The organism is Enterococcus durans (assembly GCF_002277935.1).
Lineage (GTDB): Bacteria > Bacillota > Bacilli > Lactobacillales > Enterococcaceae > Enterococcus_B > Enterococcus_B durans.
The window spans coordinates 1,284,135-1,300,442 of record NZ_CP022930.1 but is presented as its reverse complement, the minus strand read 5'-3'; the positions used below and the strand labels follow the sequence as shown (position 1 = coordinate 1,300,442).

Here is a 16,308-nt window from a genome sequence, read left to right as displayed (position 1 = left end):
CACTAAACCTTCTTCTTATATATCTTTACTAGAATCTTCTGTATACGATCAGAATCATAGGTTGTTTCAATATCGGTCAACAGATAATAATAATCATGCGCAAATTGTTCTGTAGATACGATCAGATCTGTAATCAAAAGATCGTATTTTTGTTGTTCAGCTGCTTCTTCAATCTCAACATCAAAAAAATAATGCATCAAGTAGGTTAGACGAAAAAAGACACCTTCTTTGATAGAATAATCTTTATGGATAGAAACACCTATACGTATCTTTATTGAATAATTCTTTAGGATCTCTAAAAGGAGGTTGAAGTATCTTCGATAAACAAGAGACAATACTTCTGCAGTAATAAAATCAGAAAAACTCTCTTCAATGGAAGCAACCAACTTGTTTGAAATAGTCAGCAATCGTTGATAAATCTCCATGTTCGCTAAGTGAGAAATACTTTTTCCTGAAAAATAGTAGAACGAACCACAAAATTTCGTGATTTTACAATGCAGATTCGTCAACGAATACTCAATTTCGCGCCTTGTTTCAATGGTTACTTTCTCTTCGTAATGAGGAAAGACTTCATGGACTCGTCTTAAAAATTCTTTATCCAGTAAGGCTACTTTTCCATTCGAATTGATTTCCTTTGTTCCGAGCGGTAAATATTTTGAATCATACAATTCGAAAGATACCATAAAAGAATACAAAATCATTATCTCATCCTCTCCGATCAGTAATGAATAATGATCCAAAATGGAGAGAAAGCTTTTCTTGATTGCTTTATACAGCGCTTGATTCTCAACTTCTAGATAATTTGCATCCATCGAAGTATCGTTTAACAGTCTTATTCTTTTTATCGTGATATCTAGCCATATTCGCAATTTTATTTTTCCTTGGATGGAAAATTTATAGTTACTAAGCACTTCGAAAGTATTGATAAATGCATCCGCAAATGGATGTGTGCGTTCCTGAAACTTTAGAAGGTGCTGGTTAAATGTATACGCATTGACAGTCAGACTGTACAATAAGTATCGTATCTGTATCTCGTCTCCATGCATTTTTACATTTTTTATTTTGAGTTGAAACTCTTCAATTTTTGAGTTCAAAAGTTTTATTTTTCTAAAGATCGTCGCTTCACTAAGATACAAGCGAACAGCCAGTTGAGAAATCGATGAACTCTCAAAAGAAACTTTTTGAATGATTTGATAATTTATTGACCTTCTTAGAAATGTACTATAAATTTCAGAAAAGTCGATATTTTCTTCGGTATCCAACGTCAAAAGACCCGTCTCTGACGTATAATTTATGGCCACCTTACGATCAACATAAGTTTCTTTAAAAAAATCATTGAATAACCCTACTGCTTCCAATACCGTGTTTGCGTTTATTTTTAGAGAACGCCTGACTTCTGCACATGCAACCCCTTTCTCCCCCGCACTGAAGATCTTTCTTAGGATCTTCAATTGAATAGTTTCGCTATTATCAAGTAAATCCTAAATATCCATACAAACCTCCCCAACAAGTTGTCATCATATTATTTCCAAAATTTTCTGAAAATTAAATGTGACAATATTCCTATTCTATCGATATAGCTAAATCATTTACATATGTTTCCCTTTTTCACTTTGTTACTCCTATATTTATCCTTTATATTAACACTATTTACCTGATTTTTTAGCCTAAATCGTAATAAAATAAATTAAATAACATTTTAAGTCTCTTTAAAGGTATATTTATTCATTTTGCTATATTCGAACCGAGGTTGGGCTCTTGTTCCTATTATTCACTTATCAGCTAATTTGATGAACCGAAAATAGAAGCCACCTTGAAAATTTCTTGTTTCCTATACCAAATTTTTAGTTAACTTATCCAATTAGTATAGGAATGAATCATTTGAGCCCAAATTACAGAAGAAACTATCTCCTTTAAGAAGGTAATTTCTTCTGTAATTTTTCGATCATGTTCTTTTAAGTACTACATACAAATAATTGATATCCTCTAGATAGTTCATCTGACATTTTATACTTTACAAAAGGTGTGAATTGACTGCTCTAGACATAATTATAGAGATAGTTCTTTTGGGGAAGTTCAATCATGCAACGTTTATATCTAAAAGCCCACTAAATCAAATTCGAAACATTTAAACCAGTGGACTTTACTCACACCTTTCAACAGTCACTTTTTATATTCGATTTTGCGAAAAATTTACTTATTTTTCAGATTTAACTTTTTTCTTCATTAGTCCAAAGACACCTATACCAACAACTACTATTCCACCGATTAAAGGAACGATGCTATTTTTTTCTTCTCCTGTTTTAGGATAGGCTTTGTAGGTAGCATTATTAGGCGCTTTTGCTGTTCCAACAACTTTTGCTTTGCTGTGTGTTGCTGGTTTAGCAGAAGCCTTCGCCACTGTTTTTCCAACTGTTGATTTGCTCTTTGCTGCTGGTCTAGCAGGTGTTTTTGGTTGTTCGGCTTTATGTGGTGCCACTGGTGTGCTCGTATCAAATTTTGTAACTGCCACATTTGAAGAGTTATCGTCTAAAGTAAAGTTGACTGGGCTTGCATCTAATTCATATCCTTTAGGTGCTTTAGTTTCGACAAATTGATAGTGACCTACATCCAATCCGGCAATTTCAACTACACCATTCTTATCCGTGACTAAATCTTTTTTGATGATTTTACCTTGATCATCCAACAAGTTGAAGCTCGCTCCTGTTAGTAATTTCTTCGATTGACTATCCCGTTTTTCCAAACGAACCGAACCTTTTATCGCTTTGTTTATCTTTGTTAGATAAAGAGTATCCTTTTGATTCCGTATAATCGTAAATTCTACTGGCTTGGCATCAAGTTCATACCCTTTTGGTGCCTTGGTTTCGATAAATTGATAGTGCCCAGGACGTAAATTTTGAACGGCTAAGCGTCCGCTTTGAGAGGTTGTCATTTCTTCCATCACTATTTTTTTGGTATCTTTATTGATCAATTTGAAAGTCGCCCCAGCCAATTTTGTTCCTGTACGGCTATCCGCTTTATCTAAAATCACTGTTCCTTTAATCATACGATTTGTTTTTACTACTTGTAACGCTGTTGCTTGTGCTTTTGTGATCGTAAACTTAACAGGTGTTTTATCGATTTCATATCCAGTTGGTGCAACCATTTCAACAAATTGATAGTCACCTGGCTCTAAGCTATCTACTGAGATTTTTCCTGATGCGTCAGTCGTCAAATCTGTTGTGATCGTTGTACCATCACTTTTTTGTAATTCAAATACCGCATCAGGCAATACTTCAGCTGTTTCAGCATCTTTTTTCGTTAAAACGACAGAACCTGGCGTTGCTTTGTTAGTAACCTTTACTTGTTTAGCCGTTGTTTGCCCTTTTTCGATTGTAAAGGCGATTGGTTGACTATCCAATGTATATCCAGTTGGTGCAGTTTTTTCAATGAATTGATAATCACCTGGCAAAAGTTTATCTACAAAAATCTCACCTGTTTTATCCGTAACTAATTGGTCTTTGACACGTTTTCCTGCTGCTGTATCCAATTCAAAGATCGCTCCGGGTAAAGTTTTCCCAGTATCTGCATCCACCTTACTCAACACGACAGAACCCGATGTTTCTTCATCGGTTGCAGTAACTTCTTTAGCCGTTGTTTGATTTTTTTCGATCGTGAATGGAATAGGTTTGGCATCTAATGTGTATCCATCGGGTGCCTTGGTTTCGATAAATTGATAATCACCTGCTAGCAAATGATCCACTGTCACTGCCCCATCAACACCCGTTGTAACTGATTTAACAAATGTTCCATCCGCCTTTTGTAAATTGAAACTCGCGTTGGGCAACTTTGTTCCATCCTTTGCCGCCTTTTTTGTTAAAACAACACTACCGAGGTTTTGACCTTTTTTATCTGTAGCTGTACTAAGAGCGACTTTACCTGCAGCAACTGTTACAGGAATAGGAGTAGAATCTAATTCGTATCCTGTAGGTGCAGAAGTTTCAACCCATGAATATTGCCCTGGTGTAAGTCCATAGACAGTCTCAGTTCCATAAGTATCAGTTGTGATACTCTTTACAACGCTATTTTGTGAATCAATCAGATTAAAAATTGCTCCAGATAAAGGTGCCTGCGTAGCTACATCGATCTTCGAGATTTTTGCACTACCTGCTTTATCATATTTAGCAATACCACTACCAGACACGAGCATAGTGGCATCACGTGAAGTGTTAGCAAGTTCCTGTCCTAATGCGTCGGCAACCTTAATCGAATTATGTGCTTTGAACCCAATATCTCCATGATTATTAGCATATAGGAGCTTATCAAAGTTTGGATCATCTAGGCTGATTGTTGTTTTGTAAGAAAGTGCATATACACTATCGCTATTTTGTGGGACATTAATGGAAATTTGTAAGTTCCCATTATTTTCATTCCAAGAAGTGCTGTTGAGAATATCTTCTTCAGATAGAAATTCATGGGAATCCGCCGTTGCGTACTTGTGACCTCTAGAAGCCCTTTTACTTGAAGAATCAAAAGTCATGTATTCAGGTAATTCGTCTGAAAACGTGTAAGTACCTGCAGCTAATCCCTTAGCGTTAAAGTATACCAACCAATTCACGCTGACTAAATTGGTATTTTGATCATATGAGGGGGAATAATTGTTTTTTTCAAGAGTAGCCACATCATAATCGATATGCGAATCACTGTTGCCGCCAGAGCCACCATTTTTTTCAATGATATAATGATTATTATTATAAATAAAATTGACTGATCCACCATTTGCGTTGACAGCCATTGCAAGGTGGATAGAACCCGTGATATTCTTTCTGGTCATATCCTTAGCGAAGTAAAAAATAATTTTACCAGGATTATTATGATCATAGGTTCCTGTCGCCATGGTATCGCTGGTTTCACTGTCAGTAATATTAACGGTTGTTCCTAGTGCACTTGCATCCCGAAATACTGTTGGTATATCGTCAAGCACAAAGTAATCTCCCTTATGAATATCCCCAATATTATTGAGTACAAAATTCATATCTAAGTCTAAAACAGTGTCATCTGTCTTGAAAGTCTTATCTGGTATTAGCTGCTTTCCATTTTGACTAATACGCTTATTTGAGAAGGTAACAGGGATTTCTTGAGCTGCTTGGGTCGTAGCTGATACTGTATGTAGTCCTCCCATATTTCCGAAGACTATAAAAAGAACCGCTATTAAATACATAGTTTTACTACATATTGCTTTTACTTTATTTTTCATAGAAATTCTCATCCTTTCTAAGTAGTAAATCTGTCCGTAGATTAGACGCTACATATCTTATTACTAACCTAAATGAAAAATAGCATCCGGATACATAAACCGTTGATTTAAGTAAGAATAGTGGATGAGTCATTTAAACACATGAGACCTGTAGCGAAGGTTCTTTGGATAAAGAACTATTTTAGCGAACATCAAGGAAACATTACGGATCGGTATCTTGTCATTGCATGTGATTCTAGCACGATTGTTTGTAGATCATATAAAGGAGCGTATACATAAGTGTACTGTCAATATTTCTAATAATAACTCCTTTAACTAAACGATACCCAGTTCAAAATTGTTGGGATTCTACGTATCACTTTGGACAATATCTATCTTCTTAGAGACTGATTAAATTGTGCAGAGTTAGAATTGAGACATCAATTCGATTTGAGATTATTCATCATAGCTACATCTACAACTGAATAGCTGATGACAAAGCCTAGATAACCTGATAAATGGTGGTTGATGATGTTCAAAACATGCTTGTTGTTTTCTTTTCTAGAGTCTATTGTGCTAAGGGATTTTAAGTAAAAAAATTATTCAAAATCATTCATTTACTTTCTTATAAATTGGAGGTCTGTTAGGATACGAACCATTATTAACCGCCTCCATTTTATACCAACATTAAAGAATTACTCTGTACATCTATCCTCCCTTTCTTTGATAAGATCTATCCTCACCTTATTTTTCTATATCCTCTAGCAAAAAAAGTGTATCATTTATTTTTTTGCATAAACTATCAATATAAATGAGTAAGTATATAAATATTGATAGTCTTGCTATTCAAAAAAAGTTACTACAAAAAATTTTCGTATACCTAAATAGAAAATACCCATAGCTGTCTGTATTCTCTATCCCTTATCTGTTGAAGGCGTTTCATAATTACAGACAGAATGGGCATAAAAAATAGGGTTTATCTTTCTAACCAACTTAGAGCAATATGATCTCTGTTACATTTTTTAATAGGTTGCAACATTTTTTTTGCAAAACAAAAAACCCCACTCCATAAGAGTGGGGCACTTTGCTATATAGCTTTATAAGCTTATTTGCTTAAAGCGTCTTTTGCTTGGTCAGCTAATGCAGTAAATGCTGCTGCATCGTTGACAGCCAAGTCAGCTAACATTTTACGGTTGATGTCGATTTCAGCTAATTTCAAACCGTGCATCAATTTTGAGTAGCTCAAGCCATTCATACGAGCTGCTGCGTTGATACGAGCGATCCACAATTTACGGAAGTCGCGTTTCTTTTGACGACGATCGCGATATGCGTAGTTGTATGAATTCATTACTTGTTCTTTTGCTGTTTTAAATAAAGTGTGTTTTGAACCGTAGTAACCTTTTGCTAGTTTTAGCATTCTTTTACGACGTTTACGAGTTACTGTTCCACCTTTAACACGTGCCATGTATAATTCCTCCTAATAAAAATAAATCTTCAAATTTCGTTTGTTTGTGTTTTTTATTTCATTTTTGCTAGTTGTTGACGAATACGTTTGAAATCGCCACTAGAAACGATGCTTGCTTTACGCAATTGACGGCGTTGTTTTTTAGTTTTACCGTGGAAACGGTGACTTGTAAACGCACGGAAACGTTTTAATCCGCCTTTACCAGTACGTTTGAAACGTTTTGCTGATCCGCGGTGTGTTTTTTGTTTTGGCATGACTATATTTCCTCCTCAAAATCTTTCGTTATCCGACTATCGACTGTCCAACAGCCAGTTAGTCATTCAAATTACTTACTGTCGTTTTTCGGTGCCAGCGTCAAGAACATGCTGCGTCCGTCCATTTTCGCTTTTTGTTCCACTGTTGCAATATCAGCAGTTTCTTCAGCTAAGCGATCTAAGACTTTTTGACCAATTTCTTTATGGGTAATGGCACGGCCTTTGAAGCGGATAGAAGCTTTTACTTTATCGCCCTTCTCTAAGAACTTACGTGCATTACGAAGTTTTGTATTGAAGTCATTCAAATCGATTGTTGGACTTAAACGAACTTCTTTTACATTGATCACTTTTTGTTTTTTACGCGCCTCGCGGTCTTTCTTTTGTTGCTCGAAACGGTATTTCCCGTAGTCCATGATTCGCGCAACTGGTGGTTTCGCACCTGGTGCAACTAACACAAGATCTAAATTTGCTTGTTCTGCAATCTTCAATGCTTCTGCTTTTGTTTTAACTCCTAATTGCTCACCATCTGAACCGATCAATCGTAACTCACGCGCACGAATGCCGTCGTTAACCATCATATCCTTTGCTATGGTCATTCACCTCCAAATATTATGAGAGAAAGAAAAGCTTGCCGGATAAACGGCAATAAAAAAACGAGTTCTCTTACAGAACCCGCACGTCATTCACCTAACCAAGTAGATGAAAACTATCTAGCCCAGTAACTGTGTCAACTAAGGCGAGAAGCGGGTGCTTCTGCTTTTATTTCTCAACTTAAATAGTATAGCAAATCCTTGTTACTTTGTCAATGAAATTCTTATAAGTGATTGGTTTTCATTTTGATAGCCGTCTGTTGCATCCTTAGCACAAACTTTACATAAACGTTATTTCTAAAATAAAATTGATTCTAAATTCTAACCTTCATATAGGAAACTAAAATTACCTAGCACTAGGTAATTATTGATTAGGACAACGTTTCCATTTTTGATATCCTATATTCAAATAACAATTATTTTAATTTAAAACTGATTGTAAATTGAGATGGTCGTTATCAAAAAAAATAAAAAATTTTGGAGGAATACGATGAAAAAACAACTTTTAGCCACTCTATTCTGCTCTACAGCTCTTTTCGGTAGCCTAATGATCAACCAAATTTCTGCTTCTGCTCACGGGTATGTGGAATCACCACCTAGTCGAGGTTATCAAGGGGCTATTGAACGAAATACGATTGGGTATTCCGCTGCTTGGGAAAAATACGGAGCAGTTATTACAAACCCTCAATCACTTGAAGCAAAAAAAGGATTTCCACAAGCTGGTCCTGCGGATGGACGGATTGCCTCTGCGGAAGGTGGCTTGGGCCAAATCGGTGATTTTGTCTTGGACAATCAAACAGCGAGTCGTTGGACAAAACAAGAAGTGAAACAAGGCGCTATGAACATCACATGGCGTTATACAGCTTCACATGCAACATCTAAATGGCATTATTACATGACAAAAGCTGATTGGAATCCAAATGATTCTTTAGATCGCGGTGATTTTGAGTTGATTGGTACGATCAACCACAATGGTTCGGCAGCAACAAATAATCCAAAACATAACATTACTATTCCAAGCAATCGCTTAGGTTACCATGTTATCTTAGCGGTCTGGGATGTTGCAGATACACCAAATGCCTTTTATAACGTGATCGATGTCAATGTAAAAGGCGAAGCTGGTATTCCAGTAGCACCATCTGCGCCACAAAATGTCCGCACAGCTAATGTGACAGCAAGTTCTGTCGCACTAACTTGGAACGGTCAAGCAAATACGGCTTCTTATAATGTTTATCGAAATGGCGCATTTATCGGTAATACAGCCAATGCTGAGTTTGCAGATAGTAAGCTTAAAGAAAAAACTACTTATCGTTATGAGATCGAAGCGGTTGGACAAAATGGCTTAACTTCACCTAAAACAGCTATTTCAGTGACGACGTTATCCCAAACAAGTCAAGAAAAACCAACTGCACCTAAAAGCCTGCATTCGATGGGAACCACTAGTTCAAGTGTTTCACTTATGTGGGGACGTTCTTCTCATACGCAAGGAATCAAGCAATATGATATTTACCGCAATGGTTCTCTAATTGGTTCAACTACAAAAACAACGTTTGATGATACGAACTTGAAAGCGAATACAACTTATACTTATACAGTCAAAGCAATCAGTAATTCTAATGAAGTTTCTGATACCAGCAATGTTTTAACTGTGACCACAGATAAAAAGGAAGAAGGTGGCACAGAAACGGAAGGCAGACAATGGATCTTAGGAACATTCGCTTCTCCACAGCTTTATACAAAACATGAAAAAGTGGTTTACCAAGGAAAACTGTACGTAACATTACAAACACATGTTAATTATGGTGATACGACTTGGGCCCCTGATCAGGCAGATACATTATTCCGTTTAAACTAAAAAAGCAAAGCAACTAGGAAAGACATTCCAACCTAGAGTCTGGGACAAATCTAAAAATCAGGTTTGCTACAGACTCTCGAATAAACGGCTGGAGCAGAAGCAACTCCTTCGGAAATAAGCCAAAATTCACAAAAATTTGAAAAGCAATTTTCGTTCATTTCTTCTTATTTCTCGGAGTTAAACACTTCTGTCCCAGCCTCTCTCAAATAAACGGCGTCCAAAAGTCAGGTTTTTCGGAAATTTCAAAAAAAGCGAGCAATACAAAAAACGTATTGTTCGCTTTTTTATCCAATTTCTCAAACCTAAACAACTTTTGTCTCGATCTCTTCTTGTAGGAATAATTTTTAAACATCCATTCACGATTTTCCCAGCAATTGTTTTCTGTTGTTTCACTTTCGAATAACTTCCGACAGCATTCTTTCACTATTTCAAGTTCAGCGGATTCTTCGCCATAATGCCACTAACATCCAGATCGATAAAAGTAAGCTGATGATCAAGGCGATGCCCCATCCAAAGACGGAATGTGTAAAGGGTAATTGTAGATTCATCCCAAAAAATCCGGTAACGATGGTCGGCACCGTTAAAATCAATGACCAGACAGTTAGAAATTTCATTGTATCATTCAAATTATTATTCAATAGATTATTATATGTTCCTGATAACTGGTCTAAAATTTGAGAAGCTAAATTAGTCATCTCAACTGCCTGTTTGGCTTCAATGAGTGCATCATCCAACTGTTCTTTTTCTTTCTCTGTTAATTTCCGAAAAATAGCGAGAGCTTTGATTTGCTCAAGTAAAACGACATTTTGTTTTGTCCCAGTGACTAGATAGACCAAACCGACTTCTAAGTCAGATAAAGCCAACAGATTTTTATTTGTTGTTTTTTCTCGCAGTCGCATATTCAATCGTTGACGTTCACTGTTAACCTCTTCAATAAGTGGGAAGAAAGAACCAGAAATCAGAAATAACGTTCTAAATAGCAAGCTATAAACAGAAACTTCTGAGTCTCTTTCTAACAGAGCATTGATCAATCGGATAACATACTCTGTATTTTTAGTCGTAAAGGTAAACAGCCCTCCATCTTTTAAAATAAACGCTACTGGACTAGTTTCATAATGATTTTCGATTTTTTGTTGATGCGGAACATTCGTTACTAATAATAGTGCACCATCTAAGCTATCATATTCTACACGTGCTCGTTCATTTTTATCGAGTGAGTAAGTCAACATTTCATCACTTATCCCATACTCTTCTTTTAGATTTTTAACCGCGATGGCATCATCACTTGGGACATTCATCCAAAAATTTTGATCGTGGTTAAAAAAAATTTTTTCTCTCACTTTAGCTCCCCCTTTACTTGTACACAAAAATGAATGTGGGTCAAATCTAAAAATCAGTTTTGCTACAGACTCTAATTCTGAATAGACGGCGTCCAAAAGCCATTTTTTTCGGAAATTTCAAAAAAAAACGAGCATGGGACAAAAGTAAGAAACACTTTTGTCCCATTCTTTAAAAACGAATAAACGGTGGGAGCAGAAGCAACTCCTTCTTAAATAAGCCGAAATTCACAAAAATTTAAAAAGCAATTTTCGTGAATTTCTTCTTATTTCTCGGAGTTAAACACTTCTATCCCAACCTCGTTCTTCTCTCCAATTTCTCAAACCTAAACGACTTTTGTCTCAACCTCATTCTATCATTTCTATGAAAAAAATTAAGAAATACTGACTTCTTCTCGAATTTCTGCTAGTTTCTCTTCGATTATTTTCAATACCGCCTCTTTAGCTTCAGGATCTTCCACGAAATTAAACTGATCCCCATCGATCTGGATTTTAGGGCTTTCTTTATACTCCTCATACCACTGATCATAACGACGGTTCAATTCTTTGTAATAGTCATACAAGGTAGGGTCAAAAGAAAGTTGCTCATATGAACGTCCTCTTTTTTCGATCCGTTCAAGCATCGTCTCAAATGACACTCGAATGTGAACGAGTAGATCAGGATGCTTTTTGTGTGCAGCATATGGAAGTTCTTCCATCATATTTTCAAGCAATTCATCATAGACGCGAACTTCAGTCTCCGTTGCTCTACCTAGATCTGCATTTAGGTGGAACAGCAATGAATCTTCATAAATAGAACGATCCAAAACATTGTTATCTTCTTCCATTGCTTGCTTGATACTTGCAAAACGTTTATTCAAAAAATATATTTGTAGCAAAAATGCGTACTGCTCAGGATTGGCATAAAATAAGGGTAGTACTTCATTATCATCGATTGATTCATAAAAAGCCTGACTGCCCAAGCGTTCAGCCATCATTTCTGTTAAACTTGATTTACCGGCACCAATCGTACCTGCTAAAACGATCACGCTCATTTACCTCCAACTCACTTCATCACTAAATATAGTGTCTTTTTCCAATTCTTTCTAAATATACCCCCAATATCTGGTAGTGTCAAATAGAAATCTCCCCTTTTCACTAAAATAAAAAGCCAAAAATTTCTTAAGAAAAAAATGTTTTTTTGCGGAAAAACGTATTCTTTATTTTACTTCTGCGTTGGATTTAGTAAAATAAAGATGGATTGTTTTTTTGAACTTACATGTAAAAAATCATTCGATAGCGCAAATGATACACGGCGCTTTATTTTTTGCTCAAAAAGTTAGCGTAACATATAGAAGGAGTTAGATTATGGCAAACTATGGCCAAGGAGAATCAAATGGGAAAATCATTTTGATGGGAGAGCATGCAGTCGTCTACGGCGAACCAGCCATTGCTTTTCCTTTTTACGCGACTAAAGCGACTGCTTCTTTTGAAGAACTACCTTTTTCGTCAGCCGATCAATTGATTTCTTCTTATTATACAGGAAAATTGACTAGCGCTCCTCATACGTTGAAAAATATCAAACAATTAGTAGCTAGTTTAAAAAAAGAACAGCACATCAGTACAAATTTTCAATTAACGATCGATAGTACGATTCCCGCCGAGCGTGGGATGGGATCTAGTGCAGCCGTAGCAACTGCTGTCACACGTGCCTTTTATGACTATCTTGCCCAACCTCTTTCTCGCGAACAGCTACTAAGAAATGTGCAAATATCAGAAAAAATCGCTCATGGGAATCCTAGTGGAATCGATGCTGCTGCAACAAGTAGTTTAGAACCCATCTATTTTGTCAAAGGTCATCCCTTTGATTATTTTTCTTTGAATATCGATGCTTTTTTAATCGTAGCTGACACAGGCATCAAGGGACAAACACGTGAAGCAGTGAAAGATGTCGCTCATTTATTTGAAAAAGATCAACAGAAAACTGGACAAAAAATCCAACAACTAGGATACTTAACAAGGCAATCAAAAAAAGCAATCATCGAAAATGATCCGCTACACCTCGCTCAAGCAATGAACGAAGCACAAGAACTCTTAAAAAGCTTGACCATCAGTAATGACTTTTTAGATTTGTTGATTGAGACGGCAAAAGACGCTGGTGCGCTAGGTGCCAAATTAACAGGTGGCGGCAGAGGCGGTTGTATGATTGCTCTTACTCAAACAAAAACAAAAGCCCAAGAAATCAGCGATGCACTTCTTCAAGCAGGTGCTGCTGCAACTTGGATTCAAGGATTAGGAGTACATACCTATGTTTAAAGGAAAAGCACGTGCGTATACGAATATTGCGCTAATCAAGTATTGGGGCAAAAAAAATGAAACGCTGATCCTCCCAATGAATAATAGTTTGTCATTGACACTTGATGCGTTTTATACAGAAACTGAAGTCCTCTTCTCTGAGGAATTTACAGAAGATCGTTTTTACTTAGACGATCAGTTACAAGATGAAAAAGCCACAAAAAAAATAAGTGCATTTTTAGATCTAGCTAGAAAAAAAGCAGGAATAGCCTATAAAGCAACCATTACGAGTCAAAATTTTGTCCCTACTGCTGCTGGATTGGCTTCTTCTGCTAGTGGACTAGCTGCATTAGCTGGTGCGTGTAATGAAGCATTGCACTTAGGCTTAGATGACAAAGAATTATCCAGACTGGCTAGACGTGGTTCTGGCTCTGCTTGTCGCAGCATCTTCGGTGGATTTGTCGAATGGGAAAAGGGGCATGATGATGAAAGTTCCTACGCTCAACCCGTACCCTCAAATAATTTTGAAGAAGAGTTAGCTATGGTCTTTGTGCTTCTCAACGATCAAAAAAAAGATGTCTCTAGCAGAGATGGCATGCGACGTACTGTAGCAACTTCCAGTTTTTATCAAGGTTGGCTAGATACTGTCGAAGCTGATCTTTATCAATTAAAACAAGCAATCCACACAAAAGATTTTCAAACACTGGGAGAAACGATGGAAAGAAACGCATTGAAGATGCATGGCACGACATTAGCCGCTCTCCCTCCATTTACTTATTGGTCAGCTGATAGCCTAAAGGCGATGCAAGCCGTCCGTACTTTACGAAATGAAGGGATTCCTTGCTACTTTACAATGGATGCTGGGCCAAATGTGAAAGTGTTAGTTGAAAAGAAACAAGAAGAGATTGTTCGCCAAGCATTTAGCGATTTATTTAGCCCGCAGCAAGTCATTACGGCTCATGCTGGTCCAGGAATCAAGATTATTGAATAAAGGGAGATTTTTATGATTGAAGTATCTGCTCCAGGAAAACTTTATATTGCTGGAGAATATGCAGTTGTTGAAACCGGTCATCCAGCAATCATCGTTGCTGTAGATCAATTTGTGACAGTCACCGTAGAAGCCGCACGAAAAGTCGGCAGTATCCAATCTGCTCAATATAGTGGAATGCCGGTTCGTTGGACACGACGCCGTGGCGAGTTAGTCCTAGATATTCGTGAAAATCCATTTCATTATATTCTCGCAGCCATCCGCTTGACTGAGAAATATGCGCAAGAAAACAATATCTTACTTTCCTTCTATGACTTGAAAGTAACAAGTGAACTCGATAGTTCCAATGGTCGCAAATATGGGTTGGGTTCTAGTGGTGCAGTTACTGTTGCGACAGTTAAGGCACTAAATATTTTTTACGCCTTGAATCTAACACAATTGGAGATATTCAAAATTGCTGCTTTAGCAAATTTGGCCGTTCAAGATAACGGCTCATGCGGAGATATCGCCGCAAGTTGTTATGGTGGTTGGATCGCTTTTTCCACTTTTGATCATCGTTGGCTCCAACAACAAGAAAAAAATTATTCCATCAGTGAACTATTAGCGATGGATTGGCCAGGACTTTCAGTCGAGTCGCTTTGTACTCCCAAAGATTTACGTTTATTGATTGGTTGGACTGGAAGTCCAGCGTCCACTTCTGATCTAGTGGACCAAGTCCATCGGTCACGAACAGATAAAATGACCGCTTATCAACAATTTTTGCAAGCTAGTACAGAATGTGTCAATGAAATGATCAAAGGATTCAAAGAGAACAATGTATCACTGATCCAACAAATGATCCGAAAAAACCGTGAGCTATTACATGATCTTTCCGCGATCACTGGTGTATTGATCGAAACACCTGCTTTGAATAAATTATGCAGTTTAGCAGAAGAATATGAGGGAGCAGCGAAATCATCAGGCGCTGGTGGTGGCGACTGTGGGATCGTGATCGTTGATCAAAAATCAGGTATTCTCCCTTTGATGAGTGCGTGGGAAGCCGCAGAGATCACTCCACTTCCTCTTCATGTCTATAGCTATCAAAGAAAGGAAAAAGCATGAATCGTAAAGATGAACATGTCTCATTAGCGAAAGCCTTCCATAACAAACAAAAAAATGAGTTTGATACCGTACGGATCGTTCATAATGCTTTACCGCAGCTTACAGTTTCAGAAGTCAGTCTTCATACTTCCGTGGCTGGTTTAGACTTGCATTATCCTTTTTATATCAATGCAATGACTGGCGGAAGCGAAAAAACCAAAAAAATCAACCGCGAATTAGCAACAATCGCTAAAGAAACAGACTTAATGATTGCGACAGGTTCAGTGAGTGCCGCTTTAAAAGATCCGACATTAGCTGAGACATACCAAGTGATGCGTGACGTTTATCCTAATGGAAAGATCTTAGCGAATGTCGGCGCAGGTACTTCGGTCGTCAAGGCGAAACAAGCAATTGAACTTTTTGAGGCAGATGCCTTACAAATCCATCTAAATGCACCCCAAGAGTTAGTCATGCCTGAAGGTGATCGTGATTTTTCAAATTGGAAAGAGTTGATCCAAGCAATCAGAGAAGAAATCTCGGTACCTTTGATTGTCAAAGAAGTGGGTTTTGGGATGACCAGAGAAACGATTGACGAATTGGCTGCATTAGGCGTCAAAACAATTGATATCAGTGGTCGCAGTGGTACAAGTTTTACTCAGATCGAAAATGCACGTCGCCCTAAAAGAGAATTGAACTATCTAGCTGATTGGGGGCAATCAACGGTTACTTCACTATTAGAAGCAAATGAAGCGAAATATCCTGTTGAGGTATTAGCATCTGGCGGCATCCGAAATGCCTTTGACATCTTTAAAGCTCTCTGTCTTGGCGCTCAAGCCGTAGGAATATCAGGAACCGTACTGAATTCCTTGATGAGTAATGGCGTAGAAGATACTATACAGTTACTCAAAGATTGGCAGGATGAACTTCGTTTGTTATTTACGATGGTTGGTGCAGAAACAATCGATCAGCTGCATCATCACCCAGTTATCTTGACGGGGGCTACCAAAGATTGGTGCGAAGCAAGAGGGATCTCTTTGACGAAATACGGAAATCGGAAATAAATGAATGTGGGACAAATCTAAAAATCAAGTTTGCTGCAGACTCTCGAATAAACGGCAGAAATAGTCTCTCTGAAAAACATAATGAAATCCACAAAAATTTTAAATTCGATTTTTGTGGATTTTTTCTTATTTCTTGAGATTTCTCACGTCGGTCTAGAAATCACAAAAAAAGAGCGTGGGACAAAACTA

General features: G+C 37.3%; 12 protein-coding genes, 2 pseudogenes and 1 other annotated feature. Of the genes and pseudogenes, 5 read left to right on the top strand and 9 right to left on the bottom strand.

Going from position 1 to position 16,308, the window contains the following annotated elements:
• Positions 1-2: 2 nt before the first annotated feature.
• The 5 genes from CJZ72_RS14695 to infC form a co-directional block, all read right to left on the bottom strand.
• Entirely contained in the window at positions 3-1,451 is a 1,449-nt protein-coding gene (locus CJZ72_RS14695; RefSeq protein ID WP_227260278.1) for a helix-turn-helix domain-containing protein, read from the bottom strand.
• Positions 1,452-2,197: 746 nt separating this feature from the next.
• Positions 2,198-5,200, bottom strand: coding sequence for an MSCRAMM family protein (locus CJZ72_RS06255; protein WP_232509793.1), 3,003 nt, complete (start codon positions 5,198-5,200; stop codon positions 2,198-2,200).
• A 1,120-nt stretch (positions 5,201-6,320) separates the two neighbouring features.
• A complete protein-coding gene (rplT, locus tag CJZ72_RS06250; RefSeq protein WP_005875407.1) occupies positions 6,321-6,680 on the bottom strand; it encodes a 50S ribosomal protein L20 in 360 nt (119 codons plus the stop codon).
• Positions 6,681-6,733: 53 nt separating this feature from the next.
• Positions 6,734-6,934 (bottom strand): 50S ribosomal protein L35, encoded by a 201-nt coding sequence (gene rpmI, locus CJZ72_RS06245; protein ID WP_071855433.1) that lies wholly within the window; start codon positions 6,932-6,934, stop codon positions 6,734-6,736.
• Positions 6,935-7,005: 71 nt separating this feature from the next.
• Positions 7,006-7,530 (bottom strand): translation initiation factor IF-3, encoded by a 525-nt coding sequence (gene infC, locus CJZ72_RS06240; RefSeq protein WP_016177253.1) that lies wholly within the window; start codon positions 7,528-7,530, stop codon positions 7,006-7,008.
• Positions 7,531-7,573: 43 nt separating this feature from the next.
• Positions 7,574-7,699, bottom strand: a sequence feature (ribosomal protein L20 leader region).
• Between the two features lie 315 nt (positions 7,700-8,014).
• On the opposite strand from infC, the gene CJZ72_RS06235 reads away from it, so the two are divergent.
• Positions 8,015-9,379 carry a lytic polysaccharide monooxygenase gene (locus CJZ72_RS06235; RefSeq protein ID WP_095443691.1) on the top strand — a complete coding sequence of 455 codons (1,365 nt, stop codon included), beginning with the start codon at positions 8,015-8,017 and terminating at the stop codon, positions 9,377-9,379.
• A gap of 76 nt (positions 9,380-9,455) precedes the next feature.
• Here CJZ72_RS06235 and CJZ72_RS15050 read toward each other — a convergent pair.
• The 4 genes and pseudogenes from CJZ72_RS15050 to CJZ72_RS06215 form a co-directional block, all read right to left on the bottom strand.
• Positions 9,456-9,575: pseudogene (locus tag CJZ72_RS15050) on the bottom strand (DUF3788 family protein); the annotation flags it as partial.
• Between the two features lie 238 nt (positions 9,576-9,813).
• The gene (locus tag CJZ72_RS06225; RefSeq protein WP_095443690.1) at positions 9,814-10,719 is read right to left on the bottom strand and encodes a magnesium transporter CorA family protein; all 906 of its coding nucleotides are present in this window, start codon (positions 10,717-10,719) and stop codon (positions 9,814-9,816) included.
• Positions 10,720-10,888: 169 nt separating this feature from the next.
• A pseudogene (locus CJZ72_RS15235) lies at positions 10,889-11,005 on the bottom strand (DUF3788 family protein); the annotation flags it as partial.
• An 85-nt stretch (positions 11,006-11,090) separates the two neighbouring features.
• On the bottom strand, positions 11,091-11,750 hold the full coding sequence (locus tag CJZ72_RS06215; RefSeq protein WP_025481376.1) for a deoxynucleoside kinase: 660 nt from the start codon (positions 11,748-11,750) through the stop codon (positions 11,091-11,093).
• A gap of 313 nt (positions 11,751-12,063) precedes the next feature.
• Between CJZ72_RS06215 and mvk the strand changes: the two genes are divergently transcribed.
• From mvk to fni, 4 genes are read left to right on the top strand one after another with little or no spacing between them, the layout of a single operon-like run.
• A complete protein-coding gene (mvk, locus tag CJZ72_RS06210) occupies positions 12,064-13,011 on the top strand; it encodes a mevalonate kinase (protein ID WP_081133797.1) in 948 nt (315 codons plus the stop codon).
• Positions 13,004-13,981 carry a diphosphomevalonate decarboxylase gene (mvaD, locus tag CJZ72_RS06205; protein ID WP_081133796.1) on the top strand — a complete coding sequence of 326 codons (978 nt, stop codon included), beginning with the start codon at positions 13,004-13,006 and terminating at the stop codon, positions 13,979-13,981. Before mvk ends, mvaD begins: the two co-directional genes overlap by 8 nt.
• A 12-nt stretch (positions 13,982-13,993) precedes the next feature.
• Positions 13,994-15,079 carry a phosphomevalonate kinase gene (locus tag CJZ72_RS06200; RefSeq protein WP_081133795.1) on the top strand — a complete coding sequence of 362 codons (1,086 nt, stop codon included), beginning with the start codon at positions 13,994-13,996 and terminating at the stop codon, positions 15,077-15,079.
• Positions 15,076-16,119 (top strand): type 2 isopentenyl-diphosphate Delta-isomerase, encoded by a 1,044-nt coding sequence (gene fni, locus CJZ72_RS06195; protein ID WP_095443689.1) that lies wholly within the window; start codon positions 15,076-15,078, stop codon positions 16,117-16,119. Before CJZ72_RS06200 ends, fni begins: the two co-directional genes overlap by 4 nt.
• Positions 16,120-16,308: the final 189 nt, after the last annotated feature.

What these genes read in the sequence shown, in the direction of transcription:
- CJZ72_RS06255 (WP_232509793.1), bottom strand. Translation starts at nt 5,200, where the DNA reads ATGTATTTAATAGCGGTTCTTTTTATAGTCTTCGGAAATATGGGAGGA.
- rplT (WP_005875407.1), bottom strand. Translation starts at nt 6,680, where the DNA reads ATGGCACGTGTTAAAGGTGGAACAGTAACTCGTAAACGTCGTAAAAGA.
- rpmI (WP_071855433.1), bottom strand. Translation starts at nt 6,934, where the DNA reads ATGCCAAAACAAAAAACACACCGCGGATCAGCAAAACGTTTCAAACGT.
- infC (WP_016177253.1), bottom strand. Translation starts at nt 7,530, where the DNA reads ATGACCATAGCAAAGGATATGATGGTTAACGACGGCATTCGTGCGCGT.
- CJZ72_RS06235 (WP_095443691.1), top strand. Translation starts at nt 8,015, where the DNA reads ATGAAAAAACAACTTTTAGCCACTCTATTCTGCTCTACAGCTCTTTTC.
- CJZ72_RS06215 (WP_025481376.1), bottom strand. Translation starts at nt 11,750, where the DNA reads ATGAGCGTGATCGTTTTAGCAGGTACGATTGGTGCCGGTAAATCAAGT.
- mvk (WP_081133797.1), top strand. Translation starts at nt 12,064, where the DNA reads ATGGCAAACTATGGCCAAGGAGAATCAAATGGGAAAATCATTTTGATG.
- mvaD (WP_081133796.1), top strand. Translation starts at nt 13,004, where the DNA reads ATGTTTAAAGGAAAAGCACGTGCGTATACGAATATTGCGCTAATCAAG.
- CJZ72_RS06200 (WP_081133795.1), top strand. Translation starts at nt 13,994, where the DNA reads ATGATTGAAGTATCTGCTCCAGGAAAACTTTATATTGCTGGAGAATAT.
- fni (WP_095443689.1), top strand. Translation starts at nt 15,076, where the DNA reads ATGAATCGTAAAGATGAACATGTCTCATTAGCGAAAGCCTTCCATAAC.